Below are 22,237 nucleotides of genomic sequence, written 5' to 3' on the forward strand. Positions count from 1 at the left end.
GCGAGCCAACCCCCTTAAACCCGAAACGACCCGGCAGCGAAAGCTGCCGGGTCGTTCGTGAAGCGGGTACGACTACGCGCGAACGCCCGTGGCCGTGGTCTTCTTGGGCCAGGCCGGAGCGAGGGTAAGGATGGCCCAACCGAACAGGCCGGACAGGACGCCCATGCCGATGGCGAAGGCCGAGACACCGAACGACACCACGGAGGTGAAGAGCGAGGTGCGCAGGAACGACGCGTTCATGACCGTCGCACGCAGCGGGTCTTCCTTGTCGAGTTCGGCGTAGGTCTTGCCCTCGGCCATGTCCAGCGCGTGGTGGTTGATGATGTCGGCCTGGGCGAATGCGGAGAACGGTCCGACGACCGGGGCGCCGGCGAGGAACGCGGCGTCTTCGGAGACGGTGATCTTCTCGGCGGAGAGCTGCGAGCTGACAACGCCCCAGACCACACCTCCACCGATGATCATGACGACGGCGCCAAGAATTCCGGCCCAGCCGATGAGCTTGAGGACCTTGACCTTGGTGGCTCCCAGGGTGGTGGCCGGAACGGTTGCTGTTGACACGATGTTGCCTTTCGTTGCGATTCTGAAGATGCTCACAGTCTGGCAGCATCCGGTTTTCCCAGTCAGGGTACAAAGTCCCTGGCTTCAAATTCGTAACACTTAAGGTGCTGATCAGAACGAAAAAAGGCCTCACACGTTTATATGCGTAAGGCCGATATTCGTCGGTGTGTCAGATTTCTCGACTCCTAGAAGACCGTCAGTCCCCGTGCCTCGAACTGGCCGCGCACCCGGGTGAGCACGTCGTTCTCCGGCGGGTGCACGCCGTGCAGCGGGTACGGGATGCTCAGGCGGTCCCACTTGTCCTCGCCCATCTGGTGGAAGGGCAGGACCTCGACGCGCTGAACGTTGGGCCAGCTCGCGACGATGTCGACGACGGCTTCGACGTTGTCGACGGCGTCGGTGAGCCCGGGCACCAGCACGAAGCGCACCCAGACCGGGATGTTGCGCTCGGCGAGCCTGTCGCCGAAGGCGATCGTCGGTGCAAGTTCGCGGCCGGTGACCTTCTTGTAGGTGTCCGGCAGGCCCGACTTGACGTCGAGCAGAACCAGGTCGACATTGTCGAGAAGTTCGTCGGAGGCGCTCTTGCCGAGGTAGCCGGAGGTGTCCAGGGTGGTGTGCACGCCCAGGGCGTGCGCCTCCTTGAACATCCGCTTGACGAAAGCGGGCTGCATCAGCGGTTCGCCGCCGGAGATGGTGAGGCCACCGTTGGTGGCCTTGAAGACGCCCAGGTAGCGGGTCATGCGGGCGACCAGGTCGTCGATGGGCGTGACCAGGCCGTCGCGCATCTTCCAGGTGTCCGGGTTGTGGCAGTACTGGCAGCGCAGCAGGCAGCCGGAGAGGAACAGGGTCATGCGGGTGCCGGGGCCGTCAACGGCCGTCACGAGCTCCCAGGAGTGCACGCTGGCGACGGTGCCCTCGCGGATTGCCTTCATTTCGAGGGTGTGCAGTTCGGCCTTGCGGTCGACGTCGTTCAGGGCACTGATCTCGTCGGCCACGTCGACCGAAAGGTCGACGTGCTCGACGACTACAGGACAGGCAACGCTAGGGAAACCGAGGTTGATTGCGGTCATGGTCTCGTCCTACCTAGCGTTGCCGGTCATCTGTAAGGGTGTTCTCTTAGTGCGAGTGGAACGTGCGGCTGATGACATCCATCTGCTGCTCGCGGGTGAGCCGGACGAAGTTCACCGCGTAGCCGGAGACGCGAATCGTCAGCTGCGGGTAGTTTTCCGGGTGCTCCATGGCGTCTTCGAGAGTCTCTTTGTTGAGCACGTTGACGTTGAGGTGGTATCCGCTGGCCGAGGTGAACGCGTCGAGCAGTCCGACCAGGCTGGTGACCTGCTCGTCCTTGGTGTGACCGAGGCCACTGGGAACGACGGTGTTGGTCAGCGAGATGCCGTCCTGCGCTTCACTGTACGGGAGCTTGGCGACGCTGAGTGCCGACGCGAGCATGCCGTGGGTGTCGCGGCCGTTCATCGGGTTTGCACCCGGTGCGAACGGCTCACCCTTGCGACGGCCGTCCGGCGTGTTGCCGGTGGCCTTGCCGTAGACCACGTTGGACGTGATTGTCAGGATCGACTGGGTGTGGATGGCGTCGCGGTAGGTCGGGTGCTTGCGGATCATCGTCATGAAGCGTTCCATGACGTCGATCGCGATGGCGTCGACCCTGTCGTCGTCGTTACCGAAGGCGGGGAACTCGCCCTCGACGGTGTAATCGACAACCAGACCGGTCTCGTCGCGCACCGGACGGACCGTGGCGTACTTGATAGCGGACAGCGAGTCAGCAACCACGCTCAGGCCGGCGATGCCGCAGGCCAGGGTGCGGATGATCTTCTGGTCGTGCAGGGCCATCTCGAGGCGCTCGTACGCGTACTTGTCGTGCATGTAGTGGATGCAGTTCAGCGCGGTGACGTAGGTCTCGGCGAGCCATTCGAGGGTCTCGAGGTAGGCCGGGAAGACGGTGTCGTAGTCGAGGACCTCGTCGGTGTTCGCTGCGGTGGCCGGTGCGATCTGCTTGCCGGACACCTCGTCGCGGCCGCCGTTGATCGAGTACAGCAGCGCCTTGACAGCGTTGACGCGGGCTCCGAAGAACTGCATCTGCTTGCCGACGCGCATCGGCGAGACGCAGCATGCGATCGCGGCGTCGTCACCCATCTCGTTGCGGATGAGGTCGTCGGACTCGTACTGGATGGCCGACGTGTCGATCGAGACCTGGGCGCAGAAGCGCTTGAAGCCCTCGGGCAGCTTGTCGCTCCACAGCACGGTCAGGTTCGGCTCGGGTGCGGGGCCCACGTTGTACAGGGTCTGCAGGAAGCGGAACGCGGTCTTGGTGACGAGCGGGCGACCGTCTTCACCGATGCCGGCGAGCGACTCGGTGACCCAGGTGGGGTCGCCGGCGAAGATGTCGTCGTACTCGGGGGTGCGGAGGAACCGGACGATGCGCAGCTTGATGACGAGGTCGTCGATGAGCTCCTGGGCGCCGGATTCGGTCAGGGTGCCGGCCTTGAGGTCGCGCTCGATGTAGGCGTCGAGGAAGGCCGCGTTGCGGCCGAACGACATTGCCGCACCGTTCTGCTCCTTGACCGCACCGAGGTACGCGAAGTACAGCCACTGAACGGCTTCCTTGGCGGTGGTGGCGGGCTTGGAGATGTCGGAGCCGTAGCTGGCTGCCATCTGCACGAGTTCCTTGAGGGCCCGGATCTGCTCCGAGTTCTCCTCGCGGGCACGGATGATGTCCTCGGTCGAGGGCTCCATGTCCAGCTCGGCGCGGTCGTTCTTCTTGCCGGCGATCAGCGCGTCGACACCGTAGAGGGCGACACGGCGGTAGTCACCGATGATGCGGCCGCGGCCGTAGGCATCCGGGAGTCCCGTGATCAGGTGGCTGCTGCGCGCACGACGCACACCGGGAGGGTAGACGTCGAAGACCGCGGTGTTGTGCGTCTTGCGGTAGTCGGTGAAGATCGTCTCGAGCTCGGGCGACACGGGGTAGCCATAGGTCTCGAGGGAGGTGGCGACCATGCGCCAGCCGCCGAACGGCATGATCGCACGCTTGAGCGGCGCATCCGTCTGGAGTCCGACGATGACCTCGTTGGCCTCGTCGATGTAGCCGGGCTTGTGCGCGGTGATGGACGACGGGGTCGTCGCGTCGATGTCGTAGACACCCTTTTCGCGCTCGACCGGGAACATCGCGGACAGTTTTGCCCAGATGCCGGTGGTGCGCTCGGTGGCGCCGGCGAGGAAGCTCGCGTCGCCGAGGTACGGCGTGTAGTTGCGCTGGATGAAGTCGCGCAGGTTGATCGAGTCCTGCCACGGGCCGCTGACGAATTCGGCGGCGCCGGTTTCTGCAAGACCCTGCTGGTCGCTTCGGATGCCATCTGTGACGGTCATATGGTGTGCTCTCCTTGTAGGATCGAGGCTTTCCCGCTGACTGGGTGTTTATCCCACCGTGCGGGCCATGAGAGCAGGACCACGAGGTACCAGCTAGTGCCACGGTGCCGGTGATTCGCCCTCTACTGGGAACACTACCCTCCGAGTGGGGCCCGAAACCGGGACCTTGGTCCCGTATTCACCTCCAGTTGGGGGGTGTCAGCCCGGGGTTATCGAGCGCAGTTCGAACTCCCGCACCGGCCGGGCAGTGCTGGCCGCACAGGTGCTGAGCAGCGGCGCCGACAGGCTCTCGGTGAGCTTCACCGCGAGCCGTTCATCGCCGTGGATGAAGCTCACGGTGTGCACTCCCCCCGATTCCGTCCAGGAGCTGTAGTCGAAGGCGTCGATGCGGTCGTCACCCCGGTTCGCCCGCGCGAACGCGGCAGCCGCTTGCACCACATTGGGCAGCGAGCTGCGGCCCCGGAACCAGCGCGGTTCGATACGACCGTCGAGGTAGGCGTCGACGAGGTCCGCGGCTTCGGCGGCGGTCACCCGGCCGTAGTGCAACCCGTGCGGGAACAGGATCAGGGTGGCCGCGAACCTGTCTCCGCCCAGGTGCGAGCATTCCCAGGTGGCGGCCGGGTAGGCCTGGGCGAGGGCGGTGACCACCGGCCGCCCCTTCACGGCGCAGCACTGGTCGTGCCGGGCATGGGTGCACACGCAGATGAGCGGCTCGGTCGACGGCGCGCCGGTCGCACCGTCCAACGGCACCTGCAACAGATCGGCGGGATCGGTCACCACCCCCCAGTGCACCCGTTCGTGTCCGACCCTGGCGTCAACGGCCGCCCACCGCCATTCGGTCTGGGCGCGGCGCTGGTGCGCGGTGCGGCCGGTTCGACGAATGGCGAGCGGGCGGATGCCCGCGGATTCGATGCGGGTCACCAGAGCCCGGGCGAGTGCGGGGTCCAGCGGCGACTGCAGGAACGCGTGCGCGCCCCAGGCCCCGTCGATCTCGACGAGGAACCAGCGTTCGCCATAGCCGGCCGTACCCGGGAGCGGATCGCCGCGCTCCAGCGACCGATCGCTGCACGGCAGCCAGCCCGGGGCGGAGGGGAGGCTCATCGCACCACCAGGACACCCTCGCGCACCAGGCGCCGGGCCACCACGAGGGAGGACGCCGCATCCAGTCCGGCCAGGCCGCCGGCCTGCAGGGGGTGTCCGGTGAGGATCTGGGCCAGGGCGTCGGCGGCCTCCGCCGGGAGCGTCACGGTCTTGTCCGGCAGCACGAGAGAGACGTCACCGGGGTTCGGGCCCGCCCGGAACCGGGCGCCGAGTCCCCGCCGCAGGCTCACGGTGGTGGCCTCGTGCAGTGCGGTGGCGGCCGCCGTGGTCGCCAAGGGGGCGATCGGCTCGGCCCGGGTGGACGCCCGCAGGCGCCCGGCCAGTCGCCGGGACACCGCCTCGGCCGGGGCCGCATCCGCGCCCGTGAACCGGCTGAAGTCGTCGACGGTGTCGGCCAGCAGGGCGCCGACGGTCGCCGCATCCGTGAGGTCGACACCCAGGGGAAGGGCGGCGCGCAGGCTCTCGGCGGCCGCAGCGTGCGCGACGGCCTCGCGCAGCACATCGTGGCGGGTGAGGGCGGCGACGCCGATGGTGAGGTGGATCGAGGTGCCGCCCAGCGCCGTCGCCGAGTGGATCCACCCTCGGGGCAGGTAGAGCACGTCGTTCGGCCTGAAGACCTCGTCGATGGCCGGCTCGTCCTCGGCCCGTCGCTCCACCGCACGGCGATGGTCGGTCCACGGCTGGTCGCGGAGTGGGCGCGGGTGCACCGGAGGATGGATGCGCCAGCGCTTCTCCCCCGCAATCTGGAGCACAAACACATCGTGCACGTCGTAGTGCGGGTCAAAGCCGCGCTCCGCGGCCGGGGTGACGTAGGCGTTCACCTGGACGGGGTGCCCGAGGTCTCTCGTGAGCTGCCGGGTGAATTCGGCCAGCGGCGGCCAGGTGCGATGCAGCCCCTGGAGCACCAGGGTGGCTCCGTCGGTGAACTCGTCGAGCACCTTGTCGGCGCTCACCTGGTCGGCGATCTCAGCGCCCAGGCCGCCCGGTGCGGTGTACCGGCCGGGGTCGAGCACGGTGCCCTGCCGCGCCATGCGCACAAACGGGGTGCGCAGACCACGGTGGGTGACCAGCTCGTCGACGGCGTCTGCGGTGAAGAGGTCATCGAACCTGCCCCGCAGGGCGGCCGCGCGGGTGAAGAGCGGCTGACGGTCCCAGTAGTCCGTGGCGAAGGCCTCCGGCGTGACCTCGAGCAAGCGCATGAGCGCGGGACGATCGCTCGCCCCGCGCCCTTCGCTCGTCATCAGGCGGTTCCGTCGGCGCCGCCGTCGTGACCTTCGGGGTTGGCGCCGCCGTCTGCAACGCCCTCGCTCGAGGCGGAGCCGTCAGCGCCACCGTCGTGGCCTGCCGGGTTGGCGCCGCCGTCCGCGGTGCCCTCTCCGGCGTCCGCGGTTCCGTCGGCACCGCCGTCGTGGCCCGCCGGATTGGCGCCGCCATCGGCCGTACCTTCGTTCGCATCCGCGCCGGATGTGGTGATGTCGTCGTCATTGATGCCCACTGCATACCTCCGTAGCCGTAACCGGGCGCCGGCTGACGCCCAAGGCGATAGTACGTCGCGGGCCGCCCCGATGGCAGGGCCAGCAACAAATCACCGTCGGTTGAGCCCGTCGAGCCTGGTGACCCAGAATCCGGACTCGGGCGCCACCATGCCGCGGCTACTCGTCTTGCCGGCGGTATTTGGGGTCGTGGGCGCGGTGTTGGGGTGGTTTTCGCCAGGTTCCGGTGGGGTCGATCCAGTGGGGTGCTTTGACTTCGGGCATGCCCAGGACCATGCGGATGTGCCACCCCGAGGTGTCGATGTTGTGGTGGTGATACCAACACAGCAGCACCCCGTTGCTCACGTTGGTGGGGCCGCCGTTTTGCCACGGCTGCACGTGGTGGACTTCGGTCCATTGCGGTGGGCAGGTGCAGCCGGGGATGATGCAGCCGCCGTCTCGGGCGGTGATCGCCCTGCGTTGCAGCGGCGTGAAGCAGCGGACTTTGTCGCCGAGGGCGAGGACGGTGCCGGTGCCGCCGAAGAAGATCGGCCGGAAGCCGCCGTTGTCGACCATCTGATTGATCGTCTTCATCGAGATCGGCCCCTCGACGCCGTCGATCCAACCGACCCCGACCCCGTTGATCAGGTCGGTTGCGTTCACGTGCACCATCACCGTCGGCGGCATCCCGCCCATGGTCGGGGTGCGAGGGTCTTGGGCGACCTGGACCAGGATGCCGCGGAGAATGTCGGCTCGTTTCTGGCCGCCGTCGCGTTCGTCGAGGATCTCGCCGGGAACCAGTTCGCCGGCCTCGATACGCTGCTGCTCCTCCGCGGACGGGAACGCGGGAGCGCTGCGCGCGGACTGGAACGTGTTGAACAGGTTCTGCATGATGCCCTTGAGCTCCGGCGTCACCCCGCCGCGCAGCGGGTGCAACCCTTGGCTGAGTTTGCCGAACGAGAACGTGGATTTGGCCTCGAAAACCGCATCGCTCGGCGCGGCGCCGTCGGGGTTCAACACCGCCTGCCACGTCGCCGCCATCTCCCGGATCCGGTCCGCCGGGAACGTGAACCCCGCCGACGCACCCAGACGCCGGACCGGTCCGGTGCAGACTTGTCCGGCGCCGGCGCCGGCGCCGGTGTCGGCGTCATCGGCATCGGTGGCGGTGGCGATGTCGCCGGGGCCGGGGGTGCGGCCGAACACGGACCCGGTCGCGGACTCCACCAGCTCGGCCTCACCACCGTCCACCAGCGACTGGTCCGCGTCGAAGCGGCCGTGCACCTTGTAGTCGGCCAAACCCTTCACGATGTTCTCCGCCGCATCAATACCGATCTCCCCGGCCGCCAAGGCTGCGGCCACGAACGGGAACCCGGGCTCGAGGACCATGCCGCCCAACATCCGCGGGGCGACCTTCTCACCCAGGGCCACGCGTCGTTTCATCTCCGGCACCGACGTGCCGGTCAGCCCGATCAGCAGATCATTCTGGTGCGACGCCCCCAACCGCCAGGCCAACGACTCCGCGCCCAGCCCACTGCGGGACCGGTAACCCACCACGGTCGCGGTGGCCACCCGGGCGGCATCCACCGGCCGGCCGGTCCGCTCGACCATCTGCGTCAACGCGACCACCTCCGGGTCGCTCAGGGCGTTCACGTCAATGGAGTCCATCACCGCCATCACCGTCCGCGCCGCATCATCCAGGGCCTGGAGCTTCTGACCGAACGCACCGGTATGCGCGCGCTGCACCCCCAGCAACTCGGCAGGATCCCGCCACTCGGGCCGCGGCTTCGACCGACCTCGAGTGCGGCCGGCAGCTCCACCTGCAGCGGCGGCCTTCATGTCGGAAGTACCGCTCAGACTGTCGGCATCCGGGCCGGTGAAGGGATCCGGACCGGACAGGCCGGTGTTCCAGTCGTGCAGGTTCGGACCGGTGGGAGTCATTCCCGTCGGTGCGGTGGAGCCACTATCCAGCTCGTCGTCCATACCCCCATTCTCTCACGAATCGCACCTATATGCGAGGAAATGTCAGCAAGTTCCGGAACGGATATCGAAAACATTTCCGCACTGCAGAGGATGGCTCGCGGGGTCTCGACAGGGTAGACCGACGGGACGGGCACGTTGTCGAGGACGGGTTGCGGGTTCGAATTCGGCATGGTCACCACGAAATCGACAGGCACGACAAGCGGGGATAGAACACTCCCGCGCCCGACCAGCACTCGGACCTCGCGCGCGGGCCGACGCCCTAGAGCTTCTTGCCGGGGTTGAGGATCGAGTGCGGGTCGAAGGCCGCCTTCACCCGCAACTGCAGGTCGCGCAGCACCGGGCCGAGCTCGTCATCGAGGTGTGCCCGCTTGAGCACACCGATTCCGTGCTCCCCCGACGCCGACCCGTCGAGTGAGATCGCCAGGTCGATCACCCTGGCGAACGCCGCGTGCGCCTTGTCGATCTCACCGGGCACCTCGGGGTCGTAGCCGATCACCGGGTGCAGGTTGCCGTCGCCCACGTGGCCGCCGGTGCTGATGGGCACGTCGAGTTCCCGGGAGATCTCGGCCAGACCCTGCAGCAGGGCGCCGAGCTGGGAGCGTGGCACCGTGATGTCCTCGTTCAGGCAGCCGCCACGCACAGCCTGCACGGCCGGGTGCAGCAGACGCCGCGCGCTCATCAGCCGCTCGAGCGACTCGGCATCGTGTGCGATGGTGACCACGCCGGCTCCGGCGGTTCGCAGCACCTCGGCGTAGACCTCGACGTCGTCGTGGGCCTGGCCGATCTGGTCCGACTGCACAAGCAGCAGCGCGCCGGCCCCGGCCGGCAGAGTGGAGGCCGGATCGAACGCGTTGATCGCGGCGATGCAGGCACCGTCGAGGAATTCGACAACGCTCGGCCGGCGGTCCCCGGCAACGATCGTATTGGCGGCCGCCAGCGCATCCGCGGTGTTGGCGAAGGTCGCCGCCACGCCGGAGGGGCTCCCGGGTTTGGGCAACAAGCCCACGGTGATCTCGGTGATGATGCCCAGGGTTCCTTCTGAGCCCACCAGCAACGCGGTGAGGTTGTAACCGGCGACGCCCTTGATGGTGCGCTGCCCGGTGCGCACGATCGACCCGTCGGCGAGCACCACCGTGAGTTGGCGCACGAAGTTGCCGGTGACGCCGTACTTGACACAGAGCATCCCGCCGGCGTTGGTGGCCACATTGCCGCCGATGGTCGAGGCTCGCCACGAGCCGGGATCCGGCGGGTAGAACAGGTCAACGGCCTCGGCCGCGCGGGCCAGCGCGATGGTGCGCACGCCGGCCTGCACCGTGGCGGTCTGGTTTGCGGCATCGACGGCCAGGATCTTCTTGAGCCGGGTGGTGCTCAGCACGATGGCGCCGTCGATGGCGTTCGCCCCGCCGGCCAGCCCGGTGCGAGCTCCCTGCGGCACAATCGGGATGCGGTGGGCGGCTGCGATGGTGACGACCGCGGCGACCTCTTCGGTGCTGGCCGGAAAGACCACGGCCAGCGGCTCACCGCTGAAGGTTCCTTCGGACTGGTCCCGACGGTTGCTCTCGGTGCTGGGACCCGTCACGATCTGCGCGGCGGAGAGCACGGCGGAGAGCTCGGTGACAACTGTGGACGCGACGTGGGTCTCGGTCATGAATACCTCTGCTGGAATCGCACCGTCGACCGGTGCCTCATCGACGCGCTCACTCGTCAGACCGCGCCCGGGGCCACAATTCTATGCAGGTGATTTCACCGTGACCCGCGCTTTGGCAAGGCCGGCCCGGTAATTCTGGGCGTCCATACCGCTTTGCATATCTCACCCTCGCCGCGGGCGCTAGGGGCCTTGTGCGGGCATTGTGACCAGGGGAACCGTGTTCCGTCACACCCCGAGTTCCGCGCGCAGCGCCCAGGCATTCCGCACCGCGTTGCCGTCGCCATCGTTGTTGAAGTAGGCGAACACCTCCCGGCCCTGGGCCGACCACTCGCGAATGCGGCCTGCCCACCACCGCAAGTCGGCATCGGAATACGACCCCGCGTAGAGGGAGTCATGCGCAGGGCCGTGCAGCCGGAGATAGACGAAGGGCGCGGTCGCGCGCAGCACACAGGGCAGCCCCGCCCCGCTCATCACGCAATAGGCGGCTCCGTGCCGCTCCAGCAGGGCGAAGACCTCGTCGTCGAGCCAGCTCTCGTGCCGGAACTCCACCGCCACCGGGATCCAGCACGGAAGGGAGCCGAGGAAGTAGTCCAGGCGTGCGTCGTCGCGGGTCTGGCCTGGGCCCAGTTGCACCAGGAGAACGCCGCGCCGGTCGCCCAGCTCGTGCCAGCCCGCGCCGATCCGCTCTGCCCAGACCTCCGGCGCATAGAGCTTTTTCGCGTGGGTCAGGCCCCGGGGAGCCTTCACCGACATCTGAAAGCCCGGGGGCAACCGTCGGTGCCAGCCCGCGAACACCGTCGCGCGGGGCCACCGGTAGAAGCTCGCATTGAGTTCGACAGTGTCGAAGGCCGCCACGTAGTACGCCAACCGCTTCGCTGCGGGCAGGCCGATGGGATAGAGCACGTTCTCCCAGTGGTCGTAGCTCCAGCCCGAGGTACCGATGTGAATCATCGGTCCGGTCATAACACCGGGTCTGTAGTATTTCAAGTCACGGTCCGGCGACATGACCGGCACGTCTACGCAGCGGGGGGTGGCACGGATTTCTGGGGATGTTCGACACACGTCTCGCCCACGCCTGCCACCGGCGCGCTGGGCGACGGGCCACCGCGCCCGGATGATCGTGGCCGCGATCACCCTCGTACTGGTTGTGGCTGTCGTCCTGGTCGTACGGGCGGTTTCCCTGGCGACGGCCCAGAGCGAATACGATGCCGCCGCTGCCGCCTTCCAGAGCGATCAGGCCGCGGCCGTGCGAACCGTCACCGATGGCGAGACCGCGCTCGACGATGCCATCGCCACCCTGGCCGCGAGCGAGGGCAAGGTCTTCACCGAGCAACCCAGACTCGAGCTGGCTGACGCCATCGATACCGCAACCACGCGCCTGAGCGCGGCCGCCCAGAAGCTCACGACGGCGGAGAGCACCGCTGCGTCGTCGGCCGCCTCGACCACCCTCTTCGAGATGGGCGTCGGGGTGCGCGATGACGCCCGCACCCTCTCCGCGTTCGACTTCGGTGCCGCAAACGGCGTCGACGGCGTCGCCGAGGACCTCGCCGTGCCGGTGGCGGCCGTCAACGCCGCCATGGCCGAGTGGCAGGCCGAGCAAGAGCGGATCCTGCGCGAGAGGTACACCAACAATGTGCACGCCACGGGCTGGACGCCGGAGCTCGACCAGTGCATCGGCTCCGTGGACGTGACCGCGCACTACCAGGACGTTCCCACCATCGCCGAGCACTGGTCGTGCGGCGGCAAGGACTTTCCGGACGACGCCGGCACCGTGATCACCCTCACCGGGGTGCACGCCGGAACCTACCGGGTGGACGGCATCGTGGTCATGCTCAACGCCGACCGGGACAGCACCGCTGACATCCCGCGGGGCTACGACCTGCTCTACCAGACCTGCCAGAACGGGCAATCCTCGACCATGTCGTTCACGGCCCTGACCAAGATCGTCTAGGCCGAACAGGTATCGGTCGGGCTCAGCTGCCCTGTGGAAGCAGGTCGGTGGCGACCATGTCGATGCTGCGTTCCCAGAGCGCCGTCGCGAGGCCGGCATCCGTCGCCTGATGGTTCGTGGAGTGCACCTTGCGCTTCTCGTAGTACTCGCCCGACTGCCAGTCGACGCCGGCGGCCGTGCTCGCCAGCCAGACCAGGGTGTCCGCGCCCTTCTCCGGCGTGATGAGCATGCGCTTGAGTGCGGTCTGGTAGACCAGCCGCATGATGCTTGTGGAGTCGGTGGAGAAGCTCGTGGCGACCACACCCGGGTGGAACGCCGCCGTGACCAGGCCGCGCGAATTGTAGCGCCGGTGCAGTTCGCGGGTGAAGAGGATGTTGGCGAGCTTCGCATCGCCGTAAGCGTTGTTGGGCGAGTACTTGCGGTCGTTCTCGAGGTCGTCGAGGTCGATTCGACCGAACCGGTTGGCGGTGCTCGACGTGTTGATCACCGACGCCCGGCTGGAGAGCAGGCGATCCATCAACAGGGTGGTCAGCAGGAACGGCGCCAGGTGGTTCACCTGGAAGGTCTTCTCGTGGCCGTCGACGGTGATCTCGCGGTTGCCCATGATGCCGCCGGCGTTGTTGGCGAGCACGTCGATGCGCGGATAGCGCTGCAGGAGTTCGGCGGCCAGGGTGCGCACCTCGGCGAGCCGGCCGAAGTCGGCGATGAAGTGGTCTGCACCGAGCTCGGCGGCGATGGCCTCGGTCTTCTGCGGCGAGCGCCCGACAATCACGATGCGCTCACCGGTCGCTGCCAAGGCTCGGGCGGCTGCCGCACCGATGCCGTCGCTGGCGCCGGTGATCACAATGGTTCGGTCGGTCATCTGGTGCTCTTCCGCTCATTTCGGGGCGAGGCATCGTCGACTCACAGTGCCTGAACTCTACTGCGGGCGGCCGGGACGCCGTCAAACGGGCCGCAGCCGAACCGCCGCCGAACCCTGTTGAGGTTATTGATGCATTTATCAGCCCGGTTTTTCGGTACGATGAAGGAATGCAGTTATCGGCACGCTCCCACCCGGCCGGCTCCTCGGCCGTGGACCGCGCGTACACCCACGTGGCCGAGGCGATCATCTCCGGCGAGCTCGCGGCGAGCGCCCTGATCACCGAGGGTGATGTCGCTGCCTCCCTCGGACTCAGCCGCACCCCGGTCCGGGAGGCCTTTCTCGCACTGGAGTCGGCTGGCCTGCTGCGGCTCTTCCCCAAGAAGGGCGCCATCGTCACCGCGGCCGACGACACCGAGACCGCCGAGCTCCTGCAGGTGCGCATCCTGCTCGAGACCAAGGCCGTGCAGGTCCTCGGCGAGCGCCCCAGCCAGATCGACGCCGTCGAGGCCGAGTTGACTGCCCTGATCCAGACACAAACGGATGCCGCCGCCGCCGGCGACCTCCTGGCCTACGCCCGCGCCGATCACCGCTTCCACGCGCGGATCGTCGACGAGACCCACAACAGTGTCATCGACGGGATCTACGCCCGCCTCGGCCCCCGGCTCGAACGCCTGGTGCACAGGGTGGCCGCCCGTGACCCCGACAGCATCGACAGGCTCATCGCGGAACACCGCCTCCTGGCCGAGCACCTACGGGCAGGCGACACCGTCGCCTACGACCAGGCGCTGCGGGCCCACCTGGAATCCGGGCACCGCCTGCCCCGGATGCTCTAGCAACCAGAAAGAACCATGACCAGCCGCCGCACTCCCCGCTCTACTCCCCCGTGGCACCTCGCCGCACCCGCCCTGTTCGTCATGGCCTGGGGCGGAAACCACTTCACCCCGCTCCTGCACATGTACGAGACCCTCGGCAACTACTCCACGGTGACCGCCGATCTGTTCCTCGGCTTCTACGTCGTCGGCCTGGTTCCCGGTCTCCTGCTGGCCGGGGCTCTCTCCGACCGCCACGGACGCAAGCCCCTCATGGTCGCCGGGGTCCTCGCCGGCATCACCGCGAGCATCCTGCTGGGGCTCGGGTTCTCCAGCGAGGTCGTCATCTGCCTGGGCCGGTTCCTCGCCGGCCTGAGCGTGGGCGTGGCGATGTCGGTCGGCACCGCGTGGATCAAGGAACTCTCGAGCGCCCCGTTCGACCTCGTGGCCCGACCGACCGCCGGCGCCCGGCGTCCCGCGCTCACCCTGACCGTCGGCTTCGGCCTGGGCGCCGGGGTGTCCGGCCTCCTGGCACAGTGGGGCCCGATGCCGACGTTGCTCCCCTACGTCGTGCACATCGTGCTGAGCCTGCTGATCCTGCCCCGCCTGCTGCGCACCCCGGAGACCGTGCCGCACAGCCGGGCACACGGGTCGCTGTGGCTCGACCTGCAGGTGCCGTTGGCCGGCCACCGCCGCTTCCTGCGGGTGGTGCTGCCGACGGCGCCGTGGGTGTTCGGCGCCGCCGGCATCGCCTACGCCATGATGCCCAAGCTCGTGGAGTCGCAGCTCGGCGAGCTCAACCTGGCCTTCGCCACCCTCCTGACCGTGGTCACCCTGGGCACCGGAGCCCTGGTGCAGCCTCAGGTCTCCAGGCTCAACTCGATCACCAACGGCCGGGCTCTCCTGGTAGGCATGGGCCTCATGCTCACGGGCATCCTCAGTGCCGTGGGAACAGCAGTCACCCTCTCCCCGCTACTGGCGCTGATCACGGGCATCGTGCTGGGCGCGGCCTACGGCATCACGGTCGTCGCCGGCCTCGTCGAGATCCAGCGGATCTCCACCGCCACCGACCTGGCCGGCATCACCGGCGTCTACTACAGCCTCACCTACCTGGGCTTCCTGCTCCCGGTGGCCTTCGCCAGCCTGACCGAGTTCGCGAACTACCCGACCATGCTCTCGCTGCTAGCCGCCGCGTGCGCCGGCTGCCTGGCGCTGACCGCGGTGGGACTGCGCCGCGCGTAAGCGGTGAGCGCCGGCTTCAGGATGCTGTCAGGGCGTCGGGCGCGCGGTCGTGCCTCGCTTGTCCTTCGCCTCACGCAGGAACACCAGCGGAAGCAGGAGAGTCGCCACGGCCGTGATCAGCCAGACCACCAGCGCGGCCAGGATCCAGGTCTGCCAGCCCTCGATGGTGAGGCCGCCCGGGAACAGCGAGGCGATCCACAGCGCGACGAACGTCGACAGCAGGCCGATGCCGCCCAGGAACGCCGGCGCTCCCCGCGCGACGACCTTGGCCAAGAATGGCGAGAGCACGCTCTGGGTCACCGCGAAGACGACCACCGCGGTCACGAATCCGCTCGGGGTGACGGTGAGGTCGGGCAGCACCAGCGACGCCACCCACAGGCCCAGGGCCGCCGAAAGCAGAAAGACCAGCGCGCGCAGCAGGATGCGAATCATGCCGCGATGGTAGCGCCGCCACGGGTCCGCGTCATCCCCGGCCGCCCTGTGGCTGCTCTACCTGCTGTGGGAGGCTCCGCACCGCGAAACGGCCGGCCCGTCGGGGCCGGCCGTCGCACTGCGGTGAGAGTCTCGGTCAGCGAGGTCCGCCGGCAGCGCCGCCGCCCATGGTGCCCGTCGCGGCCTCGCCGGCCGTGACGGTGGTCGTGTTCGTCGCCGACGCGTAATCACCGTCGGCATAAACGCCCGGGGCGATTTCGCCGGACGCCGTGCCTCCCACGTGGACGCTGTAGGTCTCGCCCGCGACCAGTTCGTCGGAGGAGAACACCACGGACTGGAAGTCCTTGGCCGACTCGTAGGCCATCACCACGTCGCCGGCGCTGTCCACGAGCTGCACGACGGTGCCGGCAGCCGGCGTCGAGTCGAGGGCGATGGCCACGAAGGTCTGCTCTGACCCGGCTTCCGGCGACACCGCCATTCCTGCACTGCCCGCGGCCAGCAGGGTGCCGCCGGTGACGGTGAAGCTACCGTTCACGTCGAGTGCCCCGTTGCCGTTGTCGGTCGGCCCGTTCACGACGAGGATGCCGTCGCTCATGGTCGCGGACCCGTTGGAGTCGAACCCGTCTCCGCCGGCGTCGATCGTGGTGGTGCCGCCGGTGATGGTGATGGTCTCCCCGCCGTCGGCGTCCATACCGCCACCGCCGCCGCCCTGTGCCTCGGTGCCGGTCCCAGCACCGGTCTCGGTGCCGCTGGACGCGTTGATGCCGTCGTCGCTGGCGGTGATCGAGACCGTGCCGCCGCCGATGCTGATGGCGGTGCTCTCCAGGCCCTCATCCGAGGTCGTGATGGTGGTGTCACCGCCGATGACGTCCAGCGCCGTGTCTGCGTGCACACCGTCGTCACCGGCCGCGAGTCTCACCGTTCCGGAGGCGATCCGCACGGTGCCGTCCGAGTGCAGCGCGTCGTCCGCCGCGTCGACGGTGAGGGTGCCGCCGTCGACGACAGTGACCACCCCAGACTTGACGCCCTTCGCCGACGCGTCCTCCGACACCGCGGTGGTGTGGCCGCCGCCGGATTCGACCGTGACGGTGGCCCCGGCGAACACCACATCGGTGAACGCCTGCAGGCCGTCGCCGCCGGCGATCACCTCGACGGCGCCGCCGATGAGAGCGAGGTAGCCGCGGCTGTCGTCCTCGTCATTGTCGGACTTGAGGCCATCGCCGCCGGCGGTCACCCTGACGGTGCCACCGTCAACCACCAGATAGTCCTTGCCCCGGATGCCGTCGTCCACCGCCGTCACAGTGACGGTGCCCGAGCTGATGATCAGGCCATCCGTGCTCGTGATGCCGTCGCTGCCGTTGCCGGTCACCTCGAGCGACCCACTGCCCGTGATCGTGAGATCGGCCGCGCTGTAGAGCGCCGCGTTCGCGTCGGTGTCCTCGGCGTAGGAGTCGGTGTCGGCCAGGGTATTGGCAGACCCGTCGGAGAGAACGATGATCGCTTCGTCGGCCTCGGTCACCACGAGTGCTGCCCCGGTGGAGTTGCTGACCTCGACGCCGTTGAGGATCAGGCGCACGGTGCCCTCGCCCGAGGAGGCGACGACGATCTGACCGTCCTCCAGGGTGCCGCTCAGTTCGTAGGTGCCGGCCGCGGTGATGGTGACCGTGCTGCCGGCGACGGTCACGGCACCGCCTTCTGCCGACACGCTGTCGCCGGCCAGGGTGATCTGCACCACGTCGGCGGCGTCCCACTCGTCGTCGTCGGCGTCGGCGTGGGTCGCCTGGTTGGCGGCCAGCACTTCGGCGGCCGTGGTGGACTCGTCGATCGCGACCGCGGCGGTGCCGGCGGACGTGGTTCCCGTCGAGTCCGTGGTCGCGGTGACGGCCGTACAGCCGGTCAGCAGTGCCGCGGTGACGAGGAACGGCAGCACCCGGTGGGCGGTCCGGGGAGAGGGGGTCTGGGGAGATTTCTTCATGGGGTACTCACAATCGGTGGGGTCGAACAGGATCAAGGAGTGCGGGGCCGGCTAGCGGAAGTACCGGCGAAGCACCGGCGCCCATTTGTTGTCGGGCAGGTCACTGCGGAGGGCGGCCAAGCCGGTGCCGTACTTCGAGATGGTGGCCGGGCGATGGCCGTGGGCCCAGAGAATCCGGTCAACGGCGGATGCCCGGGAGCCGGACTTGGTCTCTACTATCGACAGCCCCGGCCGGTCAAGCCGGAGCTGCGGGGTGCTCCCCCGGCGAACCGTCGACCACGACAGTCCGGTGTCGATGGTGGCGCGACTGCTGGATTCCGGGAGGAACAGGGTCGTCCGCCGATACCTGGTCGTGAGGGTCGGCACGAGGTCCTGCCCCTCGGCGCCGGTGATGTCGGCCTCGTCGAGCACGGTGTCGGTGTACCGGCGCCCCTCGGTGGTGAGCGTTGCCCTGTCGCCGATCGGATACGGCAGGCGGTCCTTGACCGTCACGCCCCGGCCGCCGCGGGTCTTCACCTCGAGGTAGCTCTGGGCCGAGTCGACGTAGGTGCGGGTGCGGATCTTGAAGCGGCGCCGGCGCGGATGCGCCGCCATCAGGAAGCTGGTGAGCTCGGGGGTGTCGAAGTACACCGACTCGTAGGCGCTGGAGCGCACCCCGTCGATGTCGAGCACCCGCACACCGGGGTCCAGGTCGACCAGGACCGCGTCCAGCTCCGAGCGGGGCACCACGTACTTGCGGTCGATGCGGGTGAGCAGACCGGCCCGGTCGGTGAGCTCGGCCAGGCCGATGGTGCCCAGGCCCGCGAGCGGCACGTCCAGCACCACGCCGGTCGGCACGGCACTCATCGGCACGGCACTCATCGGCTCGTCTCCTGCAGAACCGGAGCCGGCGTGGCAGTCGGGGCACGCCCCGCACCCACCTGGTACCGCACGTCGACGAGGGTGGTGTCGTTCACGAGGTCGAGACTGCGTACGTGCACCCCGTGCACCCGGGCACCGAGCAGCCCCTCGAGGTGAGCGATGAGAGCGGACTCCTCGGCGAACGCGGCATCCAGCACCACGCTCTGCTGCCGGTAGCTGCGGAACAGGCGCGGGTTGTCGCCGACGTAGACCACGGCGAGGATCAGGGTCATCAGCACCACGGTGAGCACCGTCGGTTCGGCGCTGAGGCCGGCGAGCAGGCCCAGGGCCAGCGCCGCGAAGTAGTAGGCCACCTCGTGCTGCTCGATCTCGCTCGAGCGCAGGCGGATGATCGACAGCACGCCGAACAGGCCGAGGCCGAGGCCGACGCCGACGGTGCTGGACGCGAGCACCTGGGCCACGGCCAGCACGCCGACATTGACCACGAGGTACGCGACAACGAGGTCCCGGCGCCGGTGACGCGGAAAATACAGCCCGAACGTGAGCAGGCTGATGAAGAGCAGATCGATCAGGATGATCGTGGCCTGCAGCATGGTGTCCTCCAAATGAACAATCGGTAACGCAACGTTGTCCATCTAGCCGGACACCCCTATGAGTCGGCTATGCGGCGGTTATGAGCCGCAGTTGAGTCGGCCTGCCGGGTCGGTGATCACCCGAAGCGTCATTCGCACCGGAGGCAACCCGATCTCGCATTGTCAGACCCCGAGGAGTAAACTTCGAACATATGTTCTAACTGTTGAGGTGATGTGCCATGAGTCTGATTAACGAAACCGTCGCGGTCTGGGTATCGCCGGAGGGTTCTCCGGTTCGCCTGGTCTGGCGTGCCCGCCGGTTCAGGGTGACCGACACCCCCACGCCGTTGACGGCGTCGGTGTCGCTGCCCGACGAGCTGCTGTACTTCCTCACCCATCCGCCCAAACCGGTCGCCGCCTGGCGCTGCCAGGGCACCGCCGAGGACGGCACCTCGCTCGTCTTCGACATCCAGCACGACGACGGCGGCGGCCGCTGGCAGCTGCTGCGTGCCTATGACTGAGGGTCCGGTCCGGTTTGACGGTCCATTCCGCAGGCCGGATTGCGGCGCTAGGCTCCCACCGACAAGGGAGGCGCCGTGAGCGACAACAACAGCGAAAACCCGGACCCAGGACCCAAGCCGAGCCTGACCGACAGCCGGTGGGAGGCGCGGATCACCTTCCTGCGCAGCCGGGCGGCGGTGGCTCGTGCCGAGGTGTCCGCGATCGAGGCCATGCATCGCGATCCCGACGTTCTCGAGGACCTACTGGCCAACGCCTCCCCGGACGAGGTGGCGATGGCCGAGGCCGTCGAACACCGGATCAGCGAGCGTGTGATCGCGGCCCGGCAGGTCGCCGACGCCGCAGAGGCCGACTACGAACGTGCCGTGCTCGACGGTGCGGATCTGCGTGGCAACGAGGACCTGGACTAGGTTCGCCGCCTGGCCTCGTCAGCCTGGCTTCGTCACCCTGGCGGGTTGGGGCCATTCGCCGGCCGCCCCCGCCGTCTCGGCCTCCTTGATGCGGTGCACGGTCTTGAGGAATGAATCCGGGTTGAGCGAGATCGAGTCGATACCCTCGCCCACCAGGAACTCGGCGAAATCGGGGTAGTTGCTCGGTCCCTGCCCGCAGATACCGATCTTGATGCCGGCCGCGTGAGCCTTGTCTATGGCCTCGCTGATCATCCGCAGCACCGCCTCATTGCGTTCATCGAAGAGCGCCGCCAGGTCGCCGGAGTCCCGGTCGACACCGAGCACCAGCTGGGTGAGGTCGTTGGAGCCGATCGAGAAGCCGTCGAACCTGGTGGCGAACTGCTCGGCCAGAATGACGTTCGCCGGGATCTCGCACATCATGTACACCTGCAGCCCGTTCTCGCCGCGCACCAGGTCGTTCTCCGCCATCACCGCGAGCACCCTGTCGGCTTCGGTGGTGGTGCGGCAGAACGGCACCATCACGATCACATTGCTGAAGCCGATCCGCTCGCGCACGCGCTTGAGCGCCCGGCACTCCAGCGCGAAACCCTCGGCGTACTTGGCGTCGTAGTACCTTGATGCGCCGCGGAAGCCCAGCATGGGGTTCTCCTCCGCCTGCTCGAAGACGTCGCCGCCGATGAGGTGCGCGTACTCGTTCGACTTGAAGTCGCTCAGCCGCACGATCACCGGGTGCGGGTAGTACGGCGCTCCCAGCTTCGCGATACCCAGAGCCAGGGTGTTCACGAAGTACTCGCCGAGGTCGGCGTAACCGCGGGTGAGCTCGGTGATCTGGCGGAGCACGGCCGGGTCGGTGACCCGCTCCGGATGCACCAGCGCCATCGGGTGGATCTTGATGAGGTTGTTGATGATGAATTCCATCCGCGCCAGCCCCACACCGGCGGTGGGCAGTCTCCACCATTCGAAGGCCGCCGCCGGGCTGGCGATGTTCACCATCACCTGGGTGCGGGTGATCGGCACGGCGCCCAGGTCGATCTGTTCGGTCTCAGAGGCCAGGATGCCGGCGTAGACAAATCCTTCGTCGCCCTCGGCGCAGGAGATGGTGATGGGCGAATCCTCGGTGAGTACCTCGGTGGCATTGCGGGTGCCGACCACCGCGGGCACGCCGAGTTCGCGGCTGACGATGGCGGCGTGGCTGGTGGGGCCGCCGTGATCGGTGACGATGCCGGCCGCCCTGGTCATGATCGGCACCCAGTCCGGGTCGGTCATCTCGGTGACAAGGATGGCGCCGTCGCGGAAGTTCTCGATGTCGGCGGGGTCCCGGATGACGCAGGCCGTACCCGACGCGATGCTGTCGCCGATGGCCACGCCGGAGACCAGGAGCGGTCCGGTCTCGGTGAGGCGGCTGACCGAGAACCGGGTCAGGCTCTTCTGCGAGTGCACGGTCTCCGGCCGAGCCTGCACCAGGAACAGCTCACCCGTGAGGCCGTCCTTGGCCCATTCCATGTCCATCGCCCGGCCGTAGTGGTCTTCGACGATGGTCGCCCACCTCCCGAGCTGCACGATCTCGGTGTTGCTGAGCACAAACGCCCGGCGTTCCCGCTCCGGGGTGTCGATGACCCGGGTGCGTGCGCTGCCGCCCTCCGCGTAGGTCATCTTGCGGTCCTTCCGGCCCAGGGTCTTCTCGATGATGGGCTCGTAGTCTTCTTCGTCCAGCAGTGTCTTGAAGACCAGGTACTTGTCGGGGTCGACGGCGCCCTGCACCACCGTTTCGCCCAGGCCCCACGCCGCGCTGATCACGGCGGCGCCGGGAAAACCGGTGTCGGTGTCGATGGAGAACATCACGCCGGAGCCGGCGAGGTCGCTGCGCACCATCCGCTGCACCCCGATCGACAGGGCCACGTCGAGATGGTCGAACTTCTTCACCTCGCGGTAGCTGATGGCCCGGTCGGTGAACAGCGACGCGTAGCAGCGGCGGCAGGCGTCGAGCAGGTCGCGTTCGCCGCTCACGTTCAGGAAGGTCTCCTGCTGGCCCGCGAAGCTGGCGTCGGGCAGGTCCTCGGCGGTGGCGCTGCTGCGCACGGCGACGGGCAGGTTGGGCACCTCGGCGTCCTTGGACAGGGTGCGGTAGTACACCCGGATGTCCTCAGCGATGGCCGCTGGGAACTCGCCGGCCAGGAAGGCCTCGCGCAGGTTCTGGCCGGTTTCGCGGAGTGACCCAGCGCCGGAGTGGTAGCGGTCCAGCTGCTCACGGATCACCGGTTCCAGGCCGTTGGCCTCGATGAACGCGCGGTAGGCATCCGCGGTGGTGGCGAAGCCGTTGGGTACTCGCACGCCGCGCGCCGAGAGCGAGCGCACCATCTCTCCCAGGGAGGCGTTCTTGCCGCCGACCTGCGGGATGTCCGTCAGGCCGATGGAATTGAACCAGACCACTTCGCGACCACGCATGATTCCTCCTGGCATT

The 22,237-nt window shown here is 68.1% G+C and carries 20 protein-coding genes; 5 read left to right on the forward strand and 15 right to left on the reverse strand.

The window, feature by feature from the left end:
- Window positions 1–72: 72 nt before the first annotated feature.
- The 9 genes from E3O60_RS09690 to E3O60_RS09730 form a co-directional block, all read right to left on the reverse strand.
- A complete protein-coding gene (locus E3O60_RS09690; RefSeq protein WP_088457954.1) occupies window positions 73–558 on the reverse strand; it encodes an aromatic ring-opening dioxygenase LigA in 486 nt (161 codons plus the stop codon).
- 185 nt (window positions 559–743) lie between these two features.
- Window positions 744–1,628: a pyruvate formate-lyase-activating protein gene (pflA, locus tag E3O60_RS09695; protein ID WP_088455936.1), complete on the reverse strand. Its 885-nt coding sequence runs from the start codon at window positions 1,626–1,628 to the stop codon at window positions 744–746.
- Between the two features lie 46 nt (window positions 1,629–1,674).
- Window positions 1,675–3,942, reverse strand: a complete 2,268-nt coding sequence (pflB, locus tag E3O60_RS09700; RefSeq protein ID WP_088455935.1) for a formate C-acetyltransferase — start codon at window positions 3,940–3,942, stop codon at window positions 1,675–1,677.
- A gap of 198 nt (window positions 3,943–4,140) precedes the next feature.
- Window positions 4,141–5,043, reverse strand: a complete 903-nt coding sequence (locus tag E3O60_RS09705; protein WP_134497917.1) for a sucrase ferredoxin — start codon at window positions 5,041–5,043, stop codon at window positions 4,141–4,143.
- On the reverse strand, window positions 5,040–6,242 hold the full coding sequence (locus E3O60_RS09710) for a cupin domain-containing protein (RefSeq protein WP_241993235.1): 1,203 nt from the start codon (window positions 6,240–6,242) through the stop codon (window positions 5,040–5,042). Before E3O60_RS09710 ends, E3O60_RS09705 begins: the two co-directional genes overlap by 4 nt.
- A 41-nt stretch (window positions 6,243–6,283) precedes the next feature.
- Complete coding sequence (locus E3O60_RS09715; RefSeq protein WP_088455932.1) at window positions 6,284–6,538, reverse strand: BatC protein; 255 nt, start codon at window positions 6,536–6,538, stop codon at window positions 6,284–6,286.
- A gap of 157 nt (window positions 6,539–6,695) precedes the next feature.
- Window positions 6,696–8,495: an HNH endonuclease signature motif containing protein gene (locus E3O60_RS09720; RefSeq protein WP_134497921.1), complete on the reverse strand. Its 1,800-nt coding sequence runs from the start codon at window positions 8,493–8,495 to the stop codon at window positions 6,696–6,698.
- A 259-nt stretch (window positions 8,496–8,754) separates the two neighbouring features.
- Complete coding sequence (locus E3O60_RS09725; protein ID WP_088455930.1) at window positions 8,755–10,143, reverse strand: FAD-binding oxidoreductase; 1,389 nt, start codon at window positions 10,141–10,143, stop codon at window positions 8,755–8,757.
- Between the two features lie 225 nt (window positions 10,144–10,368).
- Entirely contained in the window at window positions 10,369–11,106 is a 738-nt protein-coding gene (locus tag E3O60_RS09730; protein ID WP_241983640.1) for a DUF72 domain-containing protein, read from the reverse strand.
- 151 nt (window positions 11,107–11,257) lie between these two features.
- Between E3O60_RS09730 and E3O60_RS09735 the strand changes: the two genes are divergently transcribed.
- Window positions 11,258–12,094 (forward strand): hypothetical protein, encoded by an 837-nt coding sequence (locus E3O60_RS09735; RefSeq protein ID WP_134497923.1) that lies wholly within the window; start codon window positions 11,258–11,260, stop codon window positions 12,092–12,094.
- Window positions 12,095–12,116: 22 nt separating this feature from the next.
- Here the strand turns inward: E3O60_RS09735 and E3O60_RS09740 are convergent, their stop codons facing one another.
- On the reverse strand, window positions 12,117–12,956 hold the full coding sequence (locus E3O60_RS09740; protein WP_088455928.1) for an SDR family NAD(P)-dependent oxidoreductase: 840 nt from the start codon (window positions 12,954–12,956) through the stop codon (window positions 12,117–12,119).
- Between the two features lie 167 nt (window positions 12,957–13,123).
- On the opposite strand from E3O60_RS09740, the gene E3O60_RS09745 reads away from it, so the two are divergent.
- On the forward strand, window positions 13,124–13,789 hold the full coding sequence (locus E3O60_RS09745; protein WP_103460985.1) for a GntR family transcriptional regulator: 666 nt from the start codon (window positions 13,124–13,126) through the stop codon (window positions 13,787–13,789).
- A gap of 15 nt (window positions 13,790–13,804) precedes the next feature.
- Window positions 13,805–15,007, forward strand: coding sequence for an MFS transporter (locus tag E3O60_RS09750; RefSeq protein ID WP_088455926.1), 1,203 nt, complete (start codon window positions 13,805–13,807; stop codon window positions 15,005–15,007).
- 27 nt (window positions 15,008–15,034) lie between these two features.
- Here E3O60_RS09750 and E3O60_RS09755 read toward each other — a convergent pair whose 3' ends face one another.
- The 4 genes from E3O60_RS09755 to E3O60_RS09770 all read right to left on the reverse strand — a co-directional run bounded on the left by E3O60_RS09755 (window position 15,035) and on the right by E3O60_RS09770 (window position 18,868).
- Window positions 15,035–15,439, reverse strand: coding sequence for a phage holin family protein (locus E3O60_RS09755; protein ID WP_088455925.1), 405 nt, complete (start codon window positions 15,437–15,439; stop codon window positions 15,035–15,037).
- A 136-nt stretch (window positions 15,440–15,575) separates the two neighbouring features.
- Window positions 15,576–17,414 carry a carbohydrate-binding domain-containing protein gene (locus tag E3O60_RS09760; RefSeq protein WP_134497925.1) on the reverse strand — a complete coding sequence of 613 codons (1,839 nt, stop codon included), beginning with the start codon at window positions 17,412–17,414 and terminating at the stop codon, window positions 15,576–15,578.
- Window positions 17,415–17,465: 51 nt separating this feature from the next.
- Window positions 17,466–18,275, reverse strand: coding sequence for a VTC domain-containing protein (locus E3O60_RS09765; protein ID WP_241980247.1), 810 nt, complete (start codon window positions 18,273–18,275; stop codon window positions 17,466–17,468).
- On the reverse strand, window positions 18,272–18,868 hold the full coding sequence (locus E3O60_RS09770) for a DUF4956 domain-containing protein (RefSeq protein WP_088457951.1): 597 nt from the start codon (window positions 18,866–18,868) through the stop codon (window positions 18,272–18,274). Before E3O60_RS09770 ends, E3O60_RS09765 begins: the two co-directional genes overlap by 4 nt.
- Before the next feature lie 218 nt (window positions 18,869–19,086).
- Between E3O60_RS09770 and E3O60_RS09775 the strand changes: the two genes are divergently transcribed.
- Entirely contained in the window at window positions 19,087–19,368 is a 282-nt protein-coding gene (locus E3O60_RS09775; protein ID WP_088455923.1) for a hypothetical protein, read from the forward strand.
- A 75-nt stretch (window positions 19,369–19,443) separates the two neighbouring features.
- Window positions 19,444–19,776 (forward strand): hypothetical protein, encoded by a 333-nt coding sequence (locus tag E3O60_RS09780; protein WP_088455922.1) that lies wholly within the window; start codon window positions 19,444–19,446, stop codon window positions 19,774–19,776.
- Between the two features lie 18 nt (window positions 19,777–19,794).
- On the opposite strand, the gene ppsA is transcribed toward E3O60_RS09780, so the two are convergent.
- Entirely contained in the window at window positions 19,795–22,221 is a 2,427-nt protein-coding gene (ppsA, locus tag E3O60_RS09785; RefSeq protein WP_134497927.1) for a phosphoenolpyruvate synthase, read from the reverse strand.
- Window positions 22,222–22,237 lie beyond the last annotated feature (16 nt).

Source organism: Cryobacterium sp. TMB1-7 (assembly GCF_004402435.1).
GTDB classification, from domain to species: domain Bacteria; phylum Actinomycetota; class Actinomycetes; order Actinomycetales; family Microbacteriaceae; genus Cryobacterium; species Cryobacterium zongtaii.